At 43.9% G+C, this 22,306-nt stretch carries 23 protein-coding genes; 7 read left to right on the top strand and 16 right to left on the bottom strand.

Going from position 1 to position 22,306, the window contains the following annotated elements; translation table 11 throughout:
- Nucleotides 1-176 precede the first annotated feature (176 nt).
- The gene (locus ABD036_RS04190; protein ID WP_343856825.1) at nt 177-1,499 is read left to right on the top strand and encodes a mechanosensitive ion channel family protein; all 1,323 of its coding nucleotides are present in this window, start codon (nt 177-179) and stop codon (nt 1,497-1,499) included.
- A 142-nt stretch (nt 1,500-1,641) separates the two neighbouring features.
- Here the strand turns inward: ABD036_RS04190 and ABD036_RS04185 are convergent, their stop codons facing one another.
- Nucleotides 1,642-2,427 (bottom strand): substrate-binding periplasmic protein, encoded by a 786-nt coding sequence (locus ABD036_RS04185; protein WP_343856823.1) that lies wholly within the window; start codon nt 2,425-2,427, stop codon nt 1,642-1,644.
- Nucleotides 2,428-2,781: 354 nt separating this feature from the next.
- On the opposite strand from ABD036_RS04185, the gene ABD036_RS04180 reads away from it, so the two are divergent.
- The gene (locus ABD036_RS04180; RefSeq protein ID WP_343856821.1) at nt 2,782-3,336 is read left to right on the top strand and encodes a DJ-1/PfpI/YhbO family deglycase/protease; all 555 of its coding nucleotides are present in this window, start codon (nt 2,782-2,784) and stop codon (nt 3,334-3,336) included.
- Between the two features lie 22 nt (nt 3,337-3,358).
- Nucleotides 3,359-4,039: an SDR family oxidoreductase gene (locus ABD036_RS04175; RefSeq protein ID WP_343856819.1), complete on the top strand. Its 681-nt coding sequence runs from the start codon at nt 3,359-3,361 to the stop codon at nt 4,037-4,039.
- 223 nt (nt 4,040-4,262) lie between these two features.
- Here ABD036_RS04175 and ABD036_RS04170 read toward each other — a convergent pair whose 3' ends face one another.
- Nucleotides 4,263-5,228, bottom strand: a complete 966-nt coding sequence (locus ABD036_RS04170; RefSeq protein ID WP_343856818.1) for a calcium/sodium antiporter — start codon at nt 5,226-5,228, stop codon at nt 4,263-4,265.
- Between the two features lie 93 nt (nt 5,229-5,321).
- On the opposite strand from ABD036_RS04170, the gene ABD036_RS04165 reads away from it, so the two are divergent.
- Complete coding sequence (locus ABD036_RS04165; protein ID WP_343856816.1) at nt 5,322-6,245, top strand: TolB family protein; 924 nt, start codon at nt 5,322-5,324, stop codon at nt 6,243-6,245.
- A 61-nt stretch (nt 6,246-6,306) separates the two neighbouring features.
- On the opposite strand, the gene ABD036_RS04160 is transcribed toward ABD036_RS04165, so the two are convergent.
- The 4 genes from ABD036_RS04160 to ABD036_RS04145 form a co-directional block, all read right to left on the bottom strand.
- Nucleotides 6,307-7,560 carry a mechanosensitive ion channel family protein gene (locus ABD036_RS04160; RefSeq protein WP_343856814.1) on the bottom strand — a complete coding sequence of 418 codons (1,254 nt, stop codon included), beginning with the start codon at nt 7,558-7,560 and terminating at the stop codon, nt 6,307-6,309.
- A complete protein-coding gene (locus ABD036_RS04155) occupies nt 7,560-8,456 on the bottom strand; it encodes a 1-acylglycerol-3-phosphate O-acyltransferase, YihG family (RefSeq protein WP_343856812.1) in 897 nt (298 codons plus the stop codon). The genes ABD036_RS04160 and ABD036_RS04155 overlap by 1 nt, the downstream gene beginning before the upstream one ends.
- Nucleotides 8,450-9,367: a 1-acylglycerol-3-phosphate O-acyltransferase, YihG family gene (locus ABD036_RS04150; protein ID WP_343856811.1), complete on the bottom strand. Its 918-nt coding sequence runs from the start codon at nt 9,365-9,367 to the stop codon at nt 8,450-8,452. Before ABD036_RS04150 ends, ABD036_RS04155 begins: the two co-directional genes overlap by 7 nt.
- 184 nt (nt 9,368-9,551) lie before the next feature.
- A complete protein-coding gene (locus ABD036_RS04145) occupies nt 9,552-10,109 on the bottom strand; it encodes an HNH endonuclease (protein WP_343856809.1) in 558 nt (185 codons plus the stop codon).
- 322 nt (nt 10,110-10,431) lie between these two features.
- On the opposite strand from ABD036_RS04145, the gene ABD036_RS04140 reads away from it, so the two are divergent.
- A complete protein-coding gene (locus tag ABD036_RS04140) occupies nt 10,432-11,727 on the top strand; it encodes a ribonuclease J (protein WP_343856807.1) in 1,296 nt (431 codons plus the stop codon).
- 40 nt (nt 11,728-11,767) lie between these two features.
- Here ABD036_RS04140 and ABD036_RS04135 read toward each other — a convergent pair whose 3' ends face one another.
- Both ABD036_RS04135 and ABD036_RS04130 read right to left on the bottom strand, forming a co-directional pair.
- The gene (locus tag ABD036_RS04135) at nt 11,768-12,382 is read right to left on the bottom strand and encodes a pyridoxamine 5'-phosphate oxidase family protein (protein ID WP_343856805.1); all 615 of its coding nucleotides are present in this window, start codon (nt 12,380-12,382) and stop codon (nt 11,768-11,770) included.
- 1 nt (nt 12,383) lies between these two features.
- Entirely contained in the window at nt 12,384-12,983 is a 600-nt protein-coding gene (locus tag ABD036_RS04130; RefSeq protein WP_343856803.1) for a M23 family metallopeptidase, read from the bottom strand.
- Between the two features lie 560 nt (nt 12,984-13,543).
- Here ABD036_RS04130 and ABD036_RS04125 point away from each other — a divergent pair.
- Together ABD036_RS04125 and ABD036_RS04120 are read left to right on the top strand one after the other, a co-directional pair.
- A complete protein-coding gene (locus ABD036_RS04125) occupies nt 13,544-14,665 on the top strand; it encodes a zinc-binding dehydrogenase (protein WP_343856801.1) in 1,122 nt (373 codons plus the stop codon).
- Nucleotides 14,666-14,738: 73 nt separating this feature from the next.
- Entirely contained in the window at nt 14,739-15,287 is a 549-nt protein-coding gene (locus ABD036_RS04120; protein WP_343856799.1) for a DUF6942 family protein, read from the top strand.
- 242 nt (nt 15,288-15,529) lie between these two features.
- Here ABD036_RS04120 and ABD036_RS04115 read toward each other — a convergent pair whose 3' ends face one another.
- From ABD036_RS04115 to ABD036_RS04080, 8 genes are all read right to left on the bottom strand, one after another.
- Nucleotides 15,530-15,739 carry a cold-shock protein gene (locus tag ABD036_RS04115; RefSeq protein WP_343856797.1) on the bottom strand — a complete coding sequence of 70 codons (210 nt, stop codon included), beginning with the start codon at nt 15,737-15,739 and terminating at the stop codon, nt 15,530-15,532.
- 409 nt (nt 15,740-16,148) lie between these two features.
- The gene (locus ABD036_RS04110) at nt 16,149-16,892 is read right to left on the bottom strand and encodes a hypothetical protein (protein ID WP_343856795.1); all 744 of its coding nucleotides are present in this window, start codon (nt 16,890-16,892) and stop codon (nt 16,149-16,151) included.
- Entirely contained in the window at nt 16,892-17,653 is a 762-nt protein-coding gene (locus tag ABD036_RS04105) for a hypothetical protein (protein ID WP_343856793.1), read from the bottom strand. Before ABD036_RS04105 ends, ABD036_RS04110 begins: the two co-directional genes overlap by 1 nt.
- The gene (locus ABD036_RS04100) at nt 17,650-18,423 is read right to left on the bottom strand and encodes a hypothetical protein (RefSeq protein ID WP_343856791.1); all 774 of its coding nucleotides are present in this window, start codon (nt 18,421-18,423) and stop codon (nt 17,650-17,652) included. The genes ABD036_RS04105 and ABD036_RS04100 overlap by 4 nt, the downstream gene beginning before the upstream one ends.
- A 2-nt stretch (nt 18,424-18,425) precedes the next feature.
- Nucleotides 18,426-18,674, bottom strand: a complete 249-nt coding sequence (locus ABD036_RS04095) for a hypothetical protein (RefSeq protein WP_343856789.1) — start codon at nt 18,672-18,674, stop codon at nt 18,426-18,428.
- Nucleotides 18,658-20,499, bottom strand: a complete 1,842-nt coding sequence (locus tag ABD036_RS04090; protein WP_343856787.1) for a tetratricopeptide repeat protein — start codon at nt 20,497-20,499, stop codon at nt 18,658-18,660. The genes ABD036_RS04095 and ABD036_RS04090 overlap by 17 nt, the downstream gene beginning before the upstream one ends.
- Nucleotides 20,500-20,609: 110 nt before the next feature.
- Nucleotides 20,610-21,392, bottom strand: coding sequence for a hypothetical protein (locus tag ABD036_RS04085; RefSeq protein ID WP_343856785.1), 783 nt, complete (start codon nt 21,390-21,392; stop codon nt 20,610-20,612).
- Complete coding sequence (locus tag ABD036_RS04080; protein ID WP_343856783.1) at nt 21,392-22,153, bottom strand: hypothetical protein; 762 nt, start codon at nt 22,151-22,153, stop codon at nt 21,392-21,394. The genes ABD036_RS04085 and ABD036_RS04080 overlap by 1 nt, the downstream gene beginning before the upstream one ends.
- Between the last annotated feature and the right edge of the window lie 153 nt (nt 22,154-22,306).

The following is a 22,306-nucleotide window of genomic DNA, read 5'->3' as shown; positions in this document are numbered from 1 at the left end:
ATATCGATAAGTTAGTGCAATTGTTTTTAAGCTCGCGTACAGACCTCCTCCCATCACCTCGGGATGCTATTATTCCCCAACACTTACCAATCCATGTTATCCGACACAAATTTACTGTAATTTAGATATTGAATAAGCCATAGTGGTGTTATTACAGTTGGGTTTAGGTAAGCAATATGGACAAAGAGTTTTTCGTTAGTCACTTCAATGCTATTTGGGAGACAACCCAAACAGCGTTAAACAGTGAAGCCACTTATATTCAAGCCGGTATTATTATTGCCATCTATCTTGCGGCATATTGGATATCGTCAAAGATAATCAAATCTAATGCAGTGAGCGCAAGCTCAGCTCCCAGCGAAGAACACCCTGTCGGTCAATTGCTTTATCGATTGAGTCATATCGTATATCCAATAGTCGCCATAATCTTAGTGCGCTTAGCCTTGGAATTTGGCGAAAATGGTGGATATCCAGTATGGCTGATGAAAGTTGCTTTAACACTGGCTGTGTTGTTGTTTTTCTATTCCATCATTAAAGAATTTGTTTCTAGCCATGCTATGTCGATGATATTCACTTGGGTTGGATTGCCCATACTGTTACTGCACTTGCTGGGGGTATTACCAAGCATTATTACTGCCCTTGAAGAGATATCCTTAAGCATTGGTAATATTACGGTTACGCTTTATGGACTTGTGCGCGTGCTGTTTTTCGGCGTACTGCTGTTTTGGTTGGGCAGGGCGTCCAACTCAGTCGGCAAAGACATTATTCGTAATCAGCAGTCATTAGATATCAGCACCCGAGAAGTGTTTACCAAGCTATTTGAAGTTGGGCTGTTCTGTATAGTGTTTATCCTGCTGCTCAACATCATGGGGATTAACCTAACTGCCCTTGCCGTGTTTGGTGGTGCAGTGGGTGTTGGCTTGGGCTTGGGGTTGCAGTCGATTGCCTCTAACTTCATCTCCGGCATTATCATCTTGTTGGACAAGTCTTTAACTGTAGGGGATTTTGTTGAACTCGAAGATGGTCGAATGGGCTTTGTCAGACAGTTTAATATGCGCCACGCGGTGTTAGAAACCTACGATGGCAAAGATATTCTGGTGCCCAATGAAACCTTTATTTCCTCGCTACTGATTAACTGGACACATAAAGATCCGAAACAACGTTATCGCGTGGATTTTAGTGTGGCTTACTCAACTGATGTCAGAGCGATGGTAGAAATTATCAAAGAAGTTGTTGCCGAGCACCCTCAAGTCATAAGCGGTCCAGACGTACCTTTTGAAGAACGTCCCGATTGTGAAATTGATAGTTTTGGTGATAACGGTATTAATATGTTCGTGGAGTTCTGGATGGACGGTGTTGATGACGGTAGGAATCGAGTGGGGGGGGATTTGCTGTTAACTATTCTCGAAACTCTCAAAGAGCATGGTATTGCTATTCCATTCCCACAACGTGAGGTTACCGTATTAAACGAAGGCTTTGGCAAAGGGGGAGCAAAGGCCTAAACATTGATTCTAGGCGGAGTGAGGTATGGTTTATCTCACTCCGCCTGTCTTTGATGCGAGTTTATTAAAGGTTCGTTTTTATTTATCTTCACTAACAGTTTGTAATATTTAATTGCTCGACACATCTGATCCAAAGTTCAGGTTAATCAATTCCATATCGTGACAGATAAACGTCAATCTTGCCGGTTTCATATAGTTCTATGACGAACGGGTCGATTATGCTCATCAACATTTTTGCTATTTCAGGGTGTTTTGGGCTATACGCGACTACATGCTGCCCTTTAGATAAAGCACCAACACTGATAATCGGAGGCATACTACTGAGGCTATTTTCGGCATGTAACCGCTGCAATTCATATTGAATATATGCGCTATCGTCTAATATGGCATCTACTCTTCCGGAGATGAGTAATGTGAGTAGTCGACGGTAGTTGTTGCCACCGCTTATGAACACCACTTTACTGTTTAGGGCATTTTTTTGTTTTGCCAAATAGCGATCAAATTGTGGATGAGAAAATGTATATCCATCGACAACACCTATCGTAATATGTTGCCAACTGTCTATAGAGGTGTATTTCCACTCTGAGTCATGTCTAACAAAAAAGTGATTGTTACCAATGCCAATCACCGATTTTCCCACAGTCAGATCTGGTGCATCCTCGCTGTATATAGCTGGTAGAGCATGAGCTTCACCATTGCGAACCAAACTGAGCGCTCTTTTGTAAGGCACAATAGTAAAGTTAATTGTGTGATCCTCTGTTGCGAGCGCATCCCGCAAAATTTCAATAACGAATCCTTCTTTCCCTTCGGCATTAGGATCGCAAACAAAAGGACAAAAGGTTGAGTCGACAAATTGAAATTCGTCAGCGTAAACAAAACTGTTAAAGAGAAGTGAAAGCACGGCAATGAGCTTTGATATTTTGTCCATAAAAATCAATTCTTTCCAAATAGAAGATCCCTACTAATAATATACAGAGATTGTTTAGATAGAAAGCAATCGCATCATTTATTTGGCAGTTTTTCCTTCCATAAATACCTCAAAATGATGAATCCCATTTCATAATGAAAACTTTACAATGCAGTGAAAAAAGCACTGAATTTGGCTAGAAATTTATCATGATTTTTCATGCCGACAATTGTTTCTCCCAGAGATTTGAAGCCCTGCGAGCAAATCTCTAACTTGGTACAGGTGTTGCTTTGTTACTAACTCTAACGTCAAGGTAGCTTCAATTTATATATTTGCTGCTGCTTTGGAATTTTAAAAAAAGCAAGGGGAGAAGGCATGTCAAACGAAGCAAATTTAGCAAACAAAACCATCGCCATTATTGCCACTGACGGTTTTGAACAAAGCGAGTTGTTTCAGCCCAAAGAACAGTTAACGTCAATGGGAGCAGAAGTACACATTATTTCGATTGACGACAATGATAGCATCCGCGCATGGGACCAAAAAGATTGGGGTAAAACAGTTGATGTTGACAAGCAAATCGATGAGGTTAGCACGGCTGACTATGACGCAGTTGTGTTACCGGGAGGTCAAATAAATCCAGATGTCCTACGCATGAACGACAAAGTTGTAGACTTTATCAAATCTGCATATGAGCAAGACAACATTAAAGTTTTAGCCGCTATTTGTCACGGACCTTGGCTTATGGTGGAAGCTGCCATTGTGGATGGCAAACAAATCACCTCTTATCCAAGCATTCGTACTGATCTGCGCAATGCGGGAGCCAAGTGGCAGGATAAAACTGTTGTGGTCGATGGAAAACTGATCACTAGTCGCAATCCCGATGATTTACCTAACTTTATTGAGACAATTGCGCAAACGCTGACGCAATAAAAGTCAATTCAAGGATAATCCAATGAATAATGAAAAAGTAGTTATGATCACCGGCGCGTCTAGCGGGATTGGCGCGGCCACCGCTAACAAGGTGCTAGCGGCTGGGCACAAAGCGGTGATTACCGCCAGAAGTACAAATAAACTAAATGAAATAGTGCAGCGTTGGGGAGACAACAAAGTACTAGCCGTAACCGCAGACGTGTCGATTTTGGCTGAGGTAGAAAATGTGGTGAACGAGGCCAAGCAAAAGTTTGGTCGCATCGATGTGGTGTTCGCTAACGCCGGCACGGGAGTGGATACCGCAGGCATCGAAAAGGGCGACCCGAAAGAGTGGAAAACCATGCTGGATGTGAATATTAATGCCTTGCTATTCACTGCGAAAGCCTGTTTGCCGTCATTACGTGAGACAACGGGGCAGTTTATCATTACCAGCTCTATCGCCGGTAAAATCACCTTGGAGGGATCAGTTTATGGTGCCTCAAAATGGTTTGCTTACGGCTTAGGTAAAAATCTAGCCGCTGAAATGGCTGAGTGGAATGGTCGCTGCACTACTATTTGCCCGGGTATGGTCAATACACCGTTTTTCGACGAGGCTAAGCCTGATAAGTTAGATCCTGAGGATATCGCCGACGCCGTGATGTATGCCATTTCAGCTAATCCGCGTTGTGATGTTAGAGAGGTTTGTTTAATGCCTACGCACTGATCTTTGGCATAAATTCTCGGGCTAGTTTGTCGGGCGGATTAATCACCAGAGTTGCTTTGAGATTTGCTGGGCGGATTAGTTTGCGCTGAGTAAATCTCTTAGGTGGTACTATACTTAAAAGGCTAAACTGCACTTTTAACTAACACGAATTTAAGGCCAATTGAATTGACAGGTAATTGTGTTGAGTCACCTAAACCCATTGAATGGGCAATATTAAAAAAAATTAAAACTGCGTAGACACCAAATAAGCGTTATAGCCAATAAAGCACAGTAATAGGGCTAAACCTTCTAACCGATTTATTTTGCCTGGGCCCTTAATACCGAGGCAAAATATGAGTAGCGCAATTGTTACGCCAAGCATCAACAACCCGTCTCGATACAAAAAGGTGCTATCAATATCGACCGGCTGAATGACCCCAGCAATACCGACCACGGCAAGCGTGTTGAATAGGTTCGATCCAACAATGTTACCAATCGCTAATTCATGTTCATTCTTACGAACGGCAATAATTGACGATATAAGTTCTGGCAATGATGTGCCAATGCCAATAATGGTCAAACCTATAATGACATCACTTACCTGAAAATATTCTGCGACTTCCACAGCACCCCATACCAAGACTCTGGAGCTGATGATCAGCACCACTAAACCGCCTATTAACCACAGCATATGAGGCAGTAATTTAGCGTCGGCTTGCTCCACTTCATCAGCCACTTGCTCGCCAAGTTGGTCATTAGGTTGTTTGATGGATTGCCATACTGTCCACGAAAGTAAAATGACAAACAGGCCTAATAAAGCAAATGCATCATCATGGGAGAGTTTCAGATCGACGATTTGCCAAACGGCGAAAAACGTCACCGCTAATAAGATTGGCAGTTCTTTTCTGACAATATCGGATTTCACCACAATTGGGCTCAATAGCGCTGTGACACCCACTACTAATGTAATATTGGTAATATTTGAACCAAAGGCGTTGCCCAATGCCAATCCGCCGTTGCCTTGTAACGCCGCAAATACAGAAACAATTATTTCTGGGGCTGAGGTACCAAAACCAATAATAAACATACCGATAAACAATGGAGAAATACCAAAGTGCCCCGCCGTGTAAGATGCGCCATGGATAAAGCGCTCGGCACTCCATATTAAAATCGGTAATCCAAGTATTATTGCTAATGTCGACCAAAGCATAAATTGTCCTTGTTGCTAAGTATTGTGTAATAGTAGAGGAGAACTCGATGTTTAGCGTAACATTTAGCTAAGGAAATGAAGTAGAGGAAAGTCATGATTAAACTGAAAATTTCGATTGGATTGTGCGTTTTTGCCATGTTAATCGGCCAAGCATATGGACAATCAGCCCCACCTAGCGAACCCAAAAAAGTCGATTTCCCCCATACAGATATTTTTCTGTTTGACTTAGATTTGACCAATTCTCAGCAACCGCTGTCTCAAGGCAAAAATGCAACTCAGAGACAAGGTTATGACAATCAGCCGTATTTTACACCGGATAGCCAGTCCTTTTTATTCTCCAGAGGGGATGACTATCAAACTGATGTCTATGAATACGCGTTAGGAACCGGTGAAATCACACAAATTACTGACTCTCCTGCCACTGAGTTTTCTCCTACTCCCAGCAATAATAATCAAAAAATCGCCTTTGTAAGTGATCGTAATGGTGGCATTTGGCTTGCGGATCGTGCCGATGCAAATCATCCGAAATGGTTACTTGAAAGCATCGACAATCGGGAACCTGTCGGCTATTTCGCGCTCAATCATGACAGTAAGGACTTACTTTACTGGTCAAGATATGGTTATGCGATGATTTTAGCTAACGTACAAACGGGGTCTTATCATTATGTGTCTGGTAATACGCCGCCTGCCACTCCACATATTATTCCTAACACTAACCGATTTAGTTTTGTGCATCGCCAAGGTAATGGTCAGGTTTGGATAAAAGAGTTGGACCCTAACAGTAAAGCGATTCGACCATTGATCATGGTCAATGGTCCGAACCATAATTACGCTTGGGCGCCAGATGGCTCAATTCTCATGATCCAAAATGATGTGCTGTATCGCGCTTTGCCTGAGCAGGGTCAACAGTGGATCACGCTGGCGGATTTGAACGCGTTAAGAATTAAACAAGCAAACCGGATCGCGATTAGCCCAGATGGGAAAAAACTGGCGGTGGTGGGCCAATCTGCGAAGTAGCGGCTGATCAACTAAATGCAATAGCATCGTGCACAATGCTATTGCTCAGTGTTCAGGTTACTTAGTGACTAATCGCTCTATCGCTTACTCGTTGATAAGCACGCAAGTCAAAAATAGGCAGCATGGCCAAACAGTGATCGAATATATCGGATTGTACGCCTTCATAGTTGACCCAATTGGTATCAGCACTGAAGCAGTATATTTCAAGTGGTAAACCAGTTTCAGTAGGCGGCAGTTGGCGTACCATCATCGTCATGTCTTTGTGTAGCTGCGGGTGGTTTTTTAGATAGGCCAGCATGTACGCTCTAAAAGTACCGATGTTCGTTAATCTACGCGTATTAAGTAAATCTTGTTCGTCTATTTGCTGTTCACTATGGAACGCATTCAACATGTCTAACTTATGTTGTATGTAATCTTTAATGTGACGAATTTTTTTGTATTTTTCCAACATAACAGCATCACAAAACTGAATACTGTTAATGTCGATGATCACCGAGCGTTTAATACGTCTACCACCGGATTCTGACATGCCACGCCAATTCTTCACTGAGTCTGTGATCAGCGAATAGGTGGGCACAGTGGATATGGTTTTATCCCAATTTCTGACTTTGACCGTGGTCAAACCCACTTGCAATACTTCTCCGTCGGCACCGTATTTGGGTAATTCTATCCAGTCGCCGGTGTTGACCATGCGATTCGCGGCAATCTGAATTCCGGCGACAAAGCCTAATATCGTATCTCGAAATAACAGTAATAGGATCGCCGTGACGGCACCTAAACCGGAAAGCAGCAGCAATGGCGATTTGTCCAGCAGGTTAGATATCACCAGCAACATGGCCACTATCACCACCAGTAATTTAGCCACTTGAATAAACCCCGTAATAGGGGCTCGCTTGGCCAACTCTGATGCATTGTAAACATCTTCGACTGTATTAAACAGCGCGCTAAATGCCCACACCATAGAAATTACAACGTAAATCAACATGAGTTTGCGGATCACCAAGAACAACAGATCGGTCTCGGCTAGCAACAGTTGACTGACTAAAAATATCACTATAGCGGGAACGAGATGGCCAATACGCCTGAAAAAGCCATGCTTCTGGAGTTCATTGTCCCAATTGTTGTTGGTCAAGGACGTGAATTTAATTATTCTGTCGTGCAATAAACTGCGGCTGAGTTTAAAAGAAATAATTGCAATGCACACTAACAGTAACACGGTAACACTTTGATAGAGCCAACTCTGCGTATCTACCGCAGGGTCAAGAAAGGTTAGTTGTTTAATTAACCATTGTTGGACTTGTAGTCTTTCCGGCATTATTTGGAACTCATATGTTGAGAAATCATTTTATCTTTACGTGACCATGCTTCATTTAGCCACAACTGAAACTGATATTTAAAGTCTTCATCATTGAAATAGTCACCAATCACCAGTTTATCAACTGGTAAAATCTCTACCTTGATGACGACATGTTTTAGTCTTCCTGACAACATGTCCATCATCGGGTGTCCGCTATTCTCGGGATACAAAATGGTGACATTTAGAATGTTAGTAAATAAATCGCCCATCGCCGCCAATGTGAAAGCGACACCGCCGGCTTTAGGGGGTAACAGGTGACTATATGGACTTTTCTTCAATTGATGCTTTAGCGGTGTGAATCGACTGCCCTCTACAAAATTGATTACAGTGGTCGGTGTGGATTCAAATTTTTGGCAATATTTGCGGGTTGTTTCAATATCTTTACCCTTTAGGTGAGGGTTCTTTTCAATGTACTCGCGACTGTATCTGTGCATGAATGGCATGTCTAAGGCCCATGCTCCTAAGCCCACAAAAGGTAGCCAAATCAATTCTTTTTTCAAAAAAAACTTGGGCGCAGGAATACGAAAGGCGGAAAAATCAATCAGTAAAACAATGTCAAGGTAACTTATGTGATTTGGCATCATCAAATACCATTTGTCTTTACTAAGCTCCCCTGAAATTTCAACGTCCCATTGAACATTATTAAATAAGCGTATTAGTCGAACACTTACCACACCAAAAGCAAACTCGAAAAAGTGCATCATAGGGCTGACTAATTTGGTCACCCATTTAAGCGGCAGTATCAGTTTGAGCACGCCGAGTGAAATGATCAATGTTGCCCAAAATCCCAAATTGGTGACTTGCAGCAAAAAATGCAGGGGGAATAATATAACCCTAGGGAGTACGCTTAACATTTCTGCTGACTCTTCTCTGAAAAGGCTTCAATTTGTAGGTCTTTTTCGTTCCAAAGCTGATTCAACCAACGTTGAAATTTCACTCTTTGTTCTGCGTTATCAAAGTAATCCATGGCAAAGGCATCACTTTTGAGTAAATCTTCGATAGATAAAATTCGTACACTTACGTGTATGTTTTTCACTTTGCCGCAAACAAAATCCCAGTACGATGGGATGCCATCTGGGTAGTGGATTGTCACATCTAATAATTTGTGCAACTGATTGCCCATAGCGCTGAGTACAAAGGCCAACCCGCCCGCTTTGGGTTTGAGTAGATGTTTAAACATCTCCCCTTGGCGCGCATGTTTTTCTGGCGTAAAGCGCGTACCTTCAACAAAATTCATGATACTCACAGGTTTGTGTTGAAACTTTTCACACGCCTTGCGAGTGCTTTCCATATCTTTGCCTTTGAGGTGCGGATTCTTTGCTAAAAAGGACTTGCTGTAGCGGCGCATGAAAGGAAAATCCAGAGCCCACCAGGCGATCCCCAAAAACGGCACCCAAATAAGCTCCTTTTTCAAAAAGAATTTTAGGAAAGGAATTTTACGATTGAAAATACGTTGGAGTACTAAAATATCGACCCACGACTGATGATTGGCAATCACCAAATACCAATCTTTTAAGGTCAATGTATCTATGCCTTCCACTTTCCACTTAGTATTGGAGAACAGGCGTTGATTTAGATTATTGACCGAAATCCATGCGCTGGCGCAGCCATCTAGAGGATAGCTGACGAAGGTTTGCCAAATTTTAATCGGGAGAAGTTTTAAGAAGGATAAAATGACAATCGGGATAACCCAAAATACGGTATTAAAAAAATACACTGCCACAGAAATAATGCCGATCAAATTGCGAAATACCGCGCCCAACATAGCCACCCTTACTGAATCAAAACGGGGCGATAGTGTAAACTATTTCGGACAGGCTTTAGTAGTCCAATGTGCGTATCTTGTCAATCAAAGGCGCAATTAAGCCAATTTGACGGTTTTTTTATCCGAATGGCAAGTTTATGGCGAACCAAAATGCCTAAGGTGGATAGTCGCTGTGGTGAATTGCTTATCCCGCTAGAGATAACCAACTTTGATTACGCGAGAAATGGCTGCCTAAAAATGCCATTTGGTCTGCTAATATACGCCTGTTCATCAGATAAAAACGTTCATAAATATTGGGCGTAAATGGCACCGCAATGAGCGCCATATTGGCTTCTTCTGGTGTGCGTGCCGCTTTGTGGCAATTACATCGGTTACAGGCAGTTGCCACGTTGGTCCAACAGTCTCTACCGCCCCGAGAAGTCGGCATAATATGATCGCGGGTGAGCTTTGAGGGTTTAAATTTTTGTCCACAATACAAACATATATAATTATCCCTGCGAAATAAGTATCTGTTGCATAGAGATATTTTCCCTTGCGTATTAATCACTTTGCCATCGCAGGCGATAATTGACGACAATTCAAGGCGGCTTTGCAAACCCTGATGATTCCATCCACCTAGCATGACTTTTTTGGTTTCACCTAGCTCGAATAGTACCCGTTCTTGTGCATAGTGTTTGGCTGCCTCTTCTGGCGTTATCCACGCTTGCGGCATACCGGATTTATTAAGTCTTAGAATAAACATAATCTTTTCCCCACCAGATACTTATCCTCAAGTGGTTTCCCAAAACTGAGGCTAATTCCGTCAACATTCACCTGAACATTCAATTGAATCTTGGTAGCTGGTCAAATAACACTCAACCACTGTGACAGATTTTATGCACCTAGTACAGTCTGAAAAATGAGCAGATATTAATAAAACGTCAAGCTCATGAAACTTTTTCTGTTGTTATTGCATAATGGTGACTTAACGATTGCAATTTGGAGGAAAAGCTATTACTCATTCATTAAGGCCGACGGAGCAAGAACTTTGGTTTTTACCTTTAGGGGGGACCGGTGAGATTGGCATGAATATGAACCTTTTCGGTCATCATGGCCAATGGTTGATGGTAGATTGCGGCGTCACTTTTGATGAGCCATTGTCAGCTGATTCAGACGGTGCCATGGGGCAAAAACATGATGTGGTGTGCGCCGATCCGAGTTTCATTAGTCGTCAAAAAGAGCATTTGGCTGGCATTGTTATTACCCATGCCCATGAAGACCACATTGGCGCTTTACCTTATTTATGGCGTCGCTTTAAATGCCCTGTGTATACCACGGCTTATACGGCTGAGATTTTACGACGTAAGTTATCCTCTTCAAATCAAGGTGCGGCAATCCCTATCATAGAGGTGACAACCAATGAAACCATAGATATTGGCCCATTTAGCGTACAGTGGATGGCAGTCACCCATTCTATTCCTGAGCCCCATGCACTTTTTATACAAACCCCAGCAGGCAATGTGTTTCATACCGCTGACTGGAAAATAGATCCTAAACCGGTAACGGGAAAACCATTTAACCACAATCCGTTCAAATTATTACGTAAGCAAAATGTACAGGCGATGGTATGTGATTCGACTAATGCGCTGCGCAGCGGCAACTCAGTGTCTGAGGGAGAATGCTTTGTTGGACTATCAGAGCTGATAAGCCATGCCAGTGGGCGGGTAGTGGTAGGATGCTTTAGCAGTAATATCGCCAGATTGATCACCCTTGCGCAAATTGCCAAACAGACCGGACGCTACCTGTCGTTACTGGGGCGTTCTTTACAAAATACCGTGGGCGCGGCGAAAGCAACTGGACATTGGCCTGACGATCTGCCCATGGTAGATCCTTATCATACTGGGTATCTATTGCCCCATGAGGTACTTGCTGTCGCAACTGGGAGCCAAGGTGAGCCGCGTGCTGCGTTGAGTAATCTGGCCAATGATAGTTATCGACTGTTGTCGTTAGATAAAGGCGATCTGGTGATTTTCAGCTCTATTGTGATTCCCGGAAACGAACGGTCGATTGAAAAACTGATCTCTGCCTTTCGAGCCAGAAATATACGCACCATTAGTGCTGATGAAAGCGCGTTGCCAATTCATGCCTCGGGTCATCCGTGTCGTGACGAGTTGGCGTTGATGTATGATTGGGTGAGGCCACAAATTGCGGTACCCACACATGGAGAGCAGGAGCATATGCTTGCCAATGCGGATATAGCATTACAACGCCATGTGCCGAAGACCTTAGTGGGTAAAAACGGCGATGTGTTTGTGTTGTCGCCCAACCCTAAGTTGCTCAAAAACGCTGTTAAAACGGGCCGCATTCCGTTACAGCAATGATCGTGCACCGTAAAAAACGAACATACTGTCGTGAGTGATATTACGGGTTGATGCGGCTGTGATGCCAATGCCCATCTTGTAGTGTAAACACAGTGCGCTGGTGTGGACTCGGTGTTAATTGCAATTGGTCTACGTGGTCAATATGGAAAATCAACAATGCAAAATGCTCGCTGATGGTTTCGTTAGCCGCTTTGGTTTGCGTCTGGTTATCTGATTCGTTATTGGTTTGATAATGTGATCCTGGTGCTGCCCAAAAATAGCCTGCTTTTGCAGGGGCAGATAGTCTACGCCAATGGTCTTCACGTAGCTGCTGGCAATCATAATCGGTTGATATGTTCTTAGATGATGATTTGGAAATCAGCTCAATCGAGCCATCGAGACGAAATTGTTCACGGCTAAGGCTGAAATACCAGCATATTTGCCCCCTCGACTGATGGGCGATTTCCGACACTTTATGGCTACGCAAGTCCGTATGCATAATGATATCTGCTGAATTCTCTAAAAAGTCTCGAAACACTAAGGTACGCACCGCCGGTCGATTTTGGCTATCCACTGTTGCAAGTTGCAAATAACGTGATTCAGGGCTATTCGAGCTTCGTTGCAAGTTACTGAGGATACTGTCTTTCCACTTCGGTATAGCGAGCTGGTCATTCATATTATTTACTTCTTTTTAAACTACGTTGGGTAAAGACAGGTGAGTTGAATTGTACGGGAATCGATTCAAACTTTCCGTGACTCTTGGCTTTGTAGACAGCGAAATGCAAATGCGGCATGGAAGAGAATCCGGTATTCCCAGAATAACCAATAAGATCACCTACTAAAACCTTATCGCCCACCTTCACCGCAGCACCTTGATAACGCAAGTGATAATATTCACCCGTAGTGTCATCATCATGCAGCACAGTAACGAAATTAGCGTACTTAGCGAAACGTCGATGGGCTCCACCTTTACGGTGATGTTGGGTCAGGTCAATGACAGTTCCCTCCCTCGCCGCATGCACCGGTGTACCAATAGGCATATCAAAATCTAAGGCATATTTAGAAGCCCCATTATGGCTCCAGCCACCGCCATAACCTTGAACAATCGGATATTTTTGATTGGCCGCATAGGGGAGGGAATAGCGATATTGATCATTGTGCTGAGCGTACATATTCCCCGGTGACCAATTAAACACCGTAGCTCCAAAGTAAAACGCTCTTTGCTTATTTGCTGACTGCAAACTCAGTACTTTTAATTTTTCAAACCCCTTGATCACCCGCGTGACCTCGTAGCGATTTTTGAATTGTTGTTGATGTCGAAGATTGGAGGTTCGTGCTGACAGTGTTGAGGTGATCACGTATGCCTTGTTATTTTGCAGATAAACGTCGACACCTTGGGGGTGACGTTCAACAACAAAGCATGCCCAGTCATCGATACAATACGCGGATGCCGAGGGTATTCCGCAGATAAAAAGTGCAAGAGCAATCAGGGAGTTACCTAAAATTCTAATGTGACTGTCCTCATAAGCTAAAATTCAAACCCTATGCCTATTGATATAATAGACCGTTAAAGTCTTTATAAATTCGTTGGCGGGATTTTGATCAGTTAAATATTCATGCAACTTAGCGTTATCTTTCGTTAATCTCGCGATTACTTAATTGCTTCCTGCTCGCCATGCAAGCTATCTGAACGACGCAATTATGAACGTTATAATTGATAAGAATGATAGTCATATAACACTGCAGATGACTCGTAATCTGAGCCTTTGGATGATATTTTTCATCCATAAAGTGTTCGACTCTAACGAACGTTATCATCTAACTTAGGACGGTAAAAATGCAAACCTCGAAACAACTCTTTACCCACATTTCTTCTCAAGGAAAGTTAACTTTTTCTCTTGAGCAACGAGATGTGCCAACGCCAAAACCCCATGAAGTGATTGTGCGAATGGATGCTGCGCCGATTAACCCTTCTGATATGTGGCCAATGTTTGGACCGGCTGATTTGCGCGAGGCCAAGTTTGATGCTGATGCTAACGCACTCACTGCTCCGGTACATGAGTCTATGTTGATGCGGATAAAATCTCGCCTAGATCAAAAGTTGCCAGTGGGCAATGAGGGCGCCGGTACAGTCGTCGCGGCGGGTGATAGTCCAGCGGCTCAAGCGTTGATAGGCAAAACCGTGGGAGTATTATCAGGTGCGACCTACGCGCAGTTTTGCTGTGTGCCTGTGCAAGCGTGTCTTGTGCATAATGAAGGCACTACGGCGGCGCAAGCCGCGTCTTCCTTTGTTAATCCATTAACTGCGTTGGGCATGGTCGAAACGATGCGAATGGAAGGCCATACCGGTTTAGTCCACACGGCCGCTGCATCGAGTTTAGGTCAAATGCTGAATAAAATTTGTTTGGCTGAAGATGTACCCTTAGTCAATATTGTCAGAAAAGCTGAACAAGTGGATATCCTTAAAAAGATAGGCGCCAAATACATCGTTAATTCTTCAGCTGATAGCTTTAAACAAGATCTTTATAAGGCGCTGGAAGAAACCGGTGCCACTTTGGCGTTTGATGCCATCGGCGGTGGCACATTGGTCAGCGATATTCTGACTGCCATGGAAATGGTCGGCAGCAAAGATGCTAAAGGGTTTAACACCTATGGCTCAGAAAGCAATAAACAGGTTTATATTTACGGTGGTCTAGACTTCTCACCCACTACCCTAAACCGAGCGTATGGCATGACATGGGGAATTGGTGGTTGGTTGCTAATGCGTTTCTTAGGAAAGTTAGAGTTGCCTAAAGTGTTGGCGCTGCATAAGCGAGTGGCGAATGAAATAAACACTACCTTTGCCATCGACTTCAGTGCTGAATTGACGCTCGAAGAGGCGATGCAGCCGAAAAATATCGCGCAGTATTTCGCTAAGAAAACCGGTGAGAAGTATTTGATCAATCCATCGAAAAGCTAAGTTGCACCTTAGCAGTAAGTGAAAAATTAAAGGGCCAACATTTGTGTTGGCCTCTTTGTATTTAGGCGAGGCTATGAGTCATCCGTTTTTATCAAACACACCTTCCCAGCCGCAAGGATTGGGCGATCCAAACGCACAGTTCAATGTGTATATTGGCAATCGTCCAAATTGTGATTTAATTCATGCCAACAGGGCAGTGCAACCGCTAAATTCAAGTGACATTGGTACCATAGGCCAAGCTTGCGGCAACGGATGGCGCAAAGTATTTAACGTCTATGCTAAATTACTGTTTGCGCTGGGGCGCAATCATTTCTCATTCAATGCCAACTTTCCAAGTTGGCAAGCTTATCGAGATAACGAATTACTGCAAATGGGCAGTCGCACGGCGCTGTGGTTCAGCCCACCAGAGAATACAGCGAAACCTGGCATCGAGCTCATCATGGGTCGAACCTATGCTAAATCACTGCAGTTACCGGTAAGCTTAACGTGGTTAAACGAGGAGTTTGCGCTGGCTAATGAAAGAAATCTCATTGTTTGTCCGTATTTTGATTATCGACAGCTATCAAATCAAAAAATTCTGTATTTAGTCGACTTGCTGACAAATCTAAAGGCAACTAACTGACCGAGACTCGAGATTGGGCAACCCAAATAAAAGCCGTTGCGCTATCAAATAAAGTGCGTTTTAGCATGTTGTACGAGGCGTTGATACCTAGCTCATTGCCACCGGTATATTGGGCCGCTCAATCTAACTATCATACAACGTTATTCTAAGTCTATTTTCGGTCAGGCATAAAAAAAGGCAACTCAGAGGTTGCCTTTTTTGTATCTAATTAATTATGTTTGGGTGTTATCCCAACAAACTAATTAAACAGCTTGAATGTTTTCAGCTTGAGGACCTTTTTGGCCTTGGCCAATAGTAAACTCAACTTTTTGACCTTCTTTAAGTGTTTTGAATCCGTCACCAACAATTGAACGGAAATGTGCAAACACATCTGGACCGCTTTCTTGCTCGATGAAACCAAAACCTTTATCTTCGTTGAACCACTTTACGGTTCCTGTAGTTGTATTAGACATAATAATATCCTGAAATTTTATAAAATGGAGCCTTCAATAGGCTTGAATAGCTTAAAAATGTACACTGAAACTTAAAAACTGCAGGACGAGGCTTACGAATAAAACAGCGAAATGTAGGATGTAAATGTGAAACTTCTTTCTAGCTGGACCGGAATATACAGGCAATAGAGGCCCTTGTCTATTAATTTTTTGATAATTTCCTCGATGTCATGTTCCTCGGCGCCAATGCTGCATAGTCAGCGTTAGACGGCTGGAGTGATATCGAAGACGTTGGCCGAGATAAACTTGATTGGCTGACACAATTCTGCACTGCTAATCAATATGGGACGGCGTAATACAGCCTTGAGGCTCAGTTAGACCTCAACAAACCAGTGCTGTTTTTAATCAGGGATTTGATGGGGAGGGGCAATCATTTACGCTGCTCCAACAAGGTTTTTGTGGCGTTCAGCTCATTGTGGATCTGCCCCATCATGGGCGAAAGGTCTCCTTGCCAGCGCTCCCAGGTTACAAATGCTTTTATCAATGGATCATTGTTACACGCCACATCAATGGGAACCTTGAGCTCGAAGAGACGAATTTGCGGTAAATCCACGCCATAAAATATCCTCGATACCGATTGGCGCGGCCCGACACTAAGCAGCGGATTGTCTTCGAAACGTTGTTGATGGGGATGATATTCGACAAACTCGCTTTGGCGTTTAGTCAAATCAAAATAAAACAGCATGTCGGTAAAACGTTGGCGTTCCTGCGGCGATTGCTGAGCCAAAAGCCGTGCACTGCTGGTTAATTCCCTCAATGTCTGGGTGCGTAAATAAATACCATTAGTGGTTCTAAGTGCAGCGAGCCCCTTATTAACCATCTGTCGATTTGCTTCGCTGTGTGCACATGAAAGCAAAATATCTAAGGCTTCCCCAACCTGTTGCTGGGATTGTCGAACGTCTGCATCAACGGCAGCGATGCTAAGTCGGTTGGTATTGATTTCTGCTTCAAGTCGCTCAAGAGCGCGCTCGTATTCAGCCTTGTCGCTATATGCTTGATTCCAGTTCGAAACTTGCAGGCCAACAAACACCCCCACCACCACAATCGCAAAATCTACAAAGACCGCAAACCAGTTTTGCTCTTTAACATGCTTGGTAATTGAACGCAGCAGCATTACCTTGTCTCCAGTTCTTGGTTGATAAGGTCAATGGCTTTTTGCGCCGTCTTATTTTGATCGACTAAGGCGTTGGGCAAGGAAACAATGGCGCCTACCCATTCTGTTAAGTGAGGTTTAATATTAGCATTGTTACTGACTTCATTAACCAGCAACTTTGCTGCGTGATTGGATAAACCTTCAGGGCATTGCAGATTATATATTTCTACCCCATCTTTAAATGCCCAGCAATACTGCCAATAATATTCTTGCGCTTCTACATTGATCAATTGTCTGACCAAAGATCGATAAAGGGGTAATTCATTAAAAGACTGGGCATTATTTTTACTGTGCGCGACATACACTTCTACAGCATCGACGATCACTATGCTGGCAGGAAAACCTTGGTTGCGCATATTTTGGTAACTGGCATAACTCACATTTAAACTCTGCCATTGTGATGCATGCATAAAATCGACTAAGCGATCCCAGCAACGTTCGCCGCAGTCCTGCTGGCTATCAATAAAGGCTAATGAGCGCTTGCCTGCATCCGTGGCTTGTTTATAAGCCAGCGCCCTAGCTTGCGTTGATACAATCGACCCATGTAATTCTTTTCTTAACTCGATTAAGGCCTCGGTTTCTTGTTGAAATTCAACTTGCGCTTCATTCCAATTGGCGACTTGAATACCAATGAACACCCCAAACACCACTATGATGAAGTCGATAAACACCGCAAACCAGTTTTGTTCTTTTACATGTTTTGTCACGCGACTTAGGATCATGGTTGAGCCTCTTCGATGGCTTGGATTAGCGTCAGACTTTCTACGGCTAGCCTTTTTAAGTTATCTACTTGCGTATCATTCACCGCTATTTGGTATTGTAAATTGGACAACATCTCTGACTTAGCGCGAAGAAATAAGGCCGTTTTTTTAAACAATTCATCGGCCAGTGGCAGGTCACAATTTGCCGGTAATGTATTAGAGAACGTATGCGCCACTTCAATCTGCTGGTCACCACAGTCTTTTTTTATCGCATTTTGAATCGCGATAGGCATTTCCCCTCGGATAAACTCGCGGTACGGTGCAATAGTGGTATTTAATGGGTCTGTGGCGTAATCACCGGAGTAATACGCAAAAAGCGCATCTTTTAAGGGCTCATTTTTAATTAAATTTATCTGCCCGGTACTTAACATTTCATTGTAAGTAGCACGATTACTCCAGGCGGGATTGATTTGACTGGCTTGGTAAGTGGCGATAACAAAGTCTTCATCTTTGATGGCGTTTTCACCATTTAAAGCATCCACAGCACGCATGGCATATTGTTTTACTACGATATGATAATTCACCACTGACATCATTGCATCATGGTCATTTTTCAAATCCACAGACAATCGCTTAAGTAATACTTGAGCCTGCTGTTCGCCAACCTGTTCCGCATGCCAATTTGTCACCTGCAGGCCCATAAACACCCCCACTACCACAATCAAAAAGTCGATAAACACCGCAAACCAGTTTTGTTCTTTTACATGTTTTGTCACGCGACTTAGGATCATGGTTAGGCCTTTTGGTTGACTGGTTTTTGAGCATCCACAATCCATGTCCTTTTGCGGCTGGCGATGGTGAACACCACAGAGCGCGCCATTAACATCATTGTTATGACCTTATCGAGGGAGTCAAAACACTCGGCTGCCATTGCAATAACCTGCCCTAAAACCCTAGCCACTAGAGCGAAGGTTGCAGCTAAACGAAAAACCTTACTTGGCTTTAAAGCATTAAATAACGACATTTTAAGGTTGTTCGCCACAGACTCTTGCGAAGTGGGGATCATGCATTTTTACTTTTTTAACCAGCGCAATAAAACGTGGCTCACAACGCACCGGATCCAGCATTGGAAATACCGCCGCCCAACTTTGTTCAGTGCCTTCCTCGACACTCCATCTTTCGAGGTAGTCTAATGACAGCTGGAACTCTCCAAGCATGACCAAAATAGTGGGGATGAAATAACTTGTGATCGCATTGTCACTACTTGGATCGAAATGACTATCGAATGCAAGACTGGCATAACCTTTAGCCACTTGCTGTTTATCAGCTTTACCGGTCAATGCAGCAATCAGCTCACGGCCTTGTTTGCTGGCACTGGGTTTAATTACTTTTGCCATTTTGTCAAACATACGTTGTGCGGCGTCGAAATTGCCTAGTTGCAATTCGATAAGTGCGATGTCTTCCAGACAGCCCCAAAAATCGGGAAACAAGGCTAATACCTGCATGCAGCGGGCTTTGGCATCGGCATAACGGCCCATAGCGAGCAACACTATGCTGTGGTTTTCACCAACAATGCCAGAACGGGGATCAAGCTTTGAAGCATGTTCCATTGACGTAAGGGCCTCTTTGAGCTTACCTTGAATCATTAAAATGGTGCCTCTCCACTGATAAGCCGTGGCGAACGAGGGGCGCAGCGCAATGGCGCGATTGAGTAAGGCATTAGTGGTTACCCGCCGCCTTTGCCAATCGCTTACCTGTGACAATGCCGCATAAGCCTCGGGCTGTGTTGGATCCAGGGCGATGGCCAGTTGGGCAAAATTTTCTGCTCTATCCATCGTTTCCTGAAAGGGGATTTGTGTACTGAAATACCCAATAACTGCGTAGCTCAGCGCTAATCCTGAATAAGCCTGAACAAAATCTGGGTCCAGCACTGTAGCTTGTTCAAATAGTGCTATGGCTTGCCAAAGTTCTGTTTCGCCTCTTTGTTGCCACAGACCCATCCCCTGTAAATACAAATCGTAGGCTTGAATATTTCGCGTGCCTGCAACCGTATCCCCGGGCTCTGTCAGCCCCGTCATTTTGATTTTCAATTGCGCACCTATGGCCTTGGCAATGTCATCTTGAATGGCAAAAATATCGATCAGTTGACGGTCGTAGGTCTCTGACCACAGATGAAAGCCATTACTGGCATCAATTAATTGAGCGGTAATACGCACCTTATCACCTTGCTTGCGCACACTGCCTTCAAGGACCATACGCACATTGAGTGCCTGGGCAATATCGGTCACGTCTATGGCCTTGCCTTTAAACGAAAAAGACGAGGTACGGGCCGCCACTTGTAACTCAGGGGTGCGTGCCAACACATTGAGAATTTCTTCACTGATCCCATCTGAAAAATATTCGTTTGCTGCGTCATTCGACATATTGCTAAAGGGCAGCACGGCAATGGACAGTGGATTGCTTTTATCGTTTTGGCTGTTACTACTGGGTGTTGAATTAACTAGGCTTGGGGCTGTGTTAGCCGCAGGGTAAAGGTGCTGCCAAACAATTAAGGCCAGTACTGCAATCGCTGCCGCCAGGGTGATAACATCCAGTTTTTTCGCGGTGATATTGGTAATGGATTCATCATGTAGCACATCTTGTTCTTTTTTAATGCCTTCGGGCGTGAGCTCGTAGGCCCAGGAAATGATCACCGCCACAATAAAGCCTAAAGCTAAAAGCAACAACAAGGCCTGCATGACCCAATCGGGCGCCTTAATGCTGTCAAATACCAGACTGGCGACTTGGGCTACGACCCACGCGCTGATCAGATAAGCAAGACCTACTCTAAATACGTTTCTTCTTTTTAGTTCGTCAAAAAAACTCATGTTTTATCCATTCAAGTAGCATGCATGCCCAGCACGACAATGACCACCTTGTTGCTTAGAGCAAGGCACAGACATTCTATTTTCGATAGGCTTTTTTATTGGGCAAACGTTCATCGAGTTGGTTCTGCAAGTATGGCCAATGTGGCGTTTCCGGCATTGATGCCATTTTTTAAACTGGCAAGGGCCACGTCAATTTCTCCGAGGTGAAAGCGCAGGTCTTGGCGAACACGCTCATTGGCATGCAATCGTTGAATTTCAGTGCTCGCCAAGCCATCACTGACTTTAATCTCACACCTTTTTGGCAAATTGAGATAGGTCATATTGCTTTCGCTAAAGGTGTAATTGTCGCCACAGGCATTACGAACCTGCATTTGAATATCACTGTCCATGTAGCTGCGAATAGTCGTTCGATATGGAGTATACGAGCTTTTTTCAATGGTGTTTGCACTGCCCGCACGTCCTAAAAAATAGCCACTTAGGGCTTTACGTTTATTAAGGTCTGTAATCAGGCTAATTCGACCAGTTGCCAACAATTCATTATAGGTGCTTAGACTTGGTTGATAATTCCATGTTTGACTGGCTTGATACAGATTGATTAAAAATGCGCTATCGAGCGTTTCTACCGGTTGCTTGAATGCCGCAAGCGCTGCGAAGCCGTAGGTTCGCACTGTGCGCAAATAATCGAAAACATGTTGATGGGTTTGATTTTCTATACGAACTTCAGCTTGAAGGCGTTCTATATATTCCTCAGCAATGCGTTCATTTTCTCGTGACTCATTCCAGTTTGCTACCTGAATACCAATAAACACCCCAACGACTACGATGAGAAAATCAACAAACACCGCAAACCAGTTTTGTTGTTTAATATGCTTGGTGATTGAACGCAGCAACATTATGGGGTTTCTTCTTCGATCAGCGCTAGGACCTGTTCAAGAAAAAGGCGCAGTTCCTGTTGCTCGATGAGGATCAGGCGTTCATAGCCGATGCGGTTGATGATCTCATTTTGAAATGGCAAGCTTGCGGCAAGCACTTTAAATTCGCTAAGCGAAACCACCTCATACTCGGCAAAACCCTCTGTTGCGGCAAAGTAGGCTTCCCATTCTGTGTCTTTGTTGGCGTTTATCCACATTGGTCCGGCAGGCAGGTATTGACTAATATAGGGGTTCCAATGACCATCAACTCGCTGGATCACTGTGTGTTCGTCTTCACTGGCGTCAAGGTACTCAGCCGGCAAAGCAGACACGGCCGGGCGCAGTTCATTGCTTTGCAGACCCTGAAATGTCTGCTGGTTTAACACCGACATCAGCGCACTGGTTGAATAATTGGTGGTGTAGCCATCGAGGAAAACTTTTGCGATCAAAGCCATAGGTACATGCCCTAGCGCCGGATCGCGGACTAATTTAAGCAAGGCCTGCCCAGCGCTGGCAATATCCTCGTGACGCTGTGAATATTTATCGATGGCAAGGATGTTTCCCTGAATTTCATCTTCCAGTCGCTCTAGCGCCACATGCAAAGCGCGTTTATCCGCCTGTTGTTCACTCCATTCGGTGATCTGAAAGGCCAGAAGGATCCCCAGCACCACAATGAAAAAATCGATAAATACCGCGAACCAATTCTGCTCTTTAATGTGCTTGGCTAGCGAACGCAGCAGCATTAGGTTTGAGTTCTTAATGCAGAGATTGTAGTGCTCTGGTGGGTACTCGGAAAATGCGCTAGGCCATAACAAAAAGCACAATTACCAGATATTAAATAAGTCTTTCCTCGCTTACTTTTCATAATGCCAACTCCCTTTCCAGTATGATTTTTG

The sequence above is a fragment of the Aliiglaciecola litoralis genome (assembly GCF_039523355.1).
Lineage (GTDB): Bacteria > Pseudomonadota > Gammaproteobacteria > Enterobacterales > Alteromonadaceae > Aliiglaciecola > Aliiglaciecola litoralis.
The sequence above is the reverse complement of the archived record's forward strand: the minus strand, read 5'-3'. Positions and strand labels throughout refer to the sequence as shown.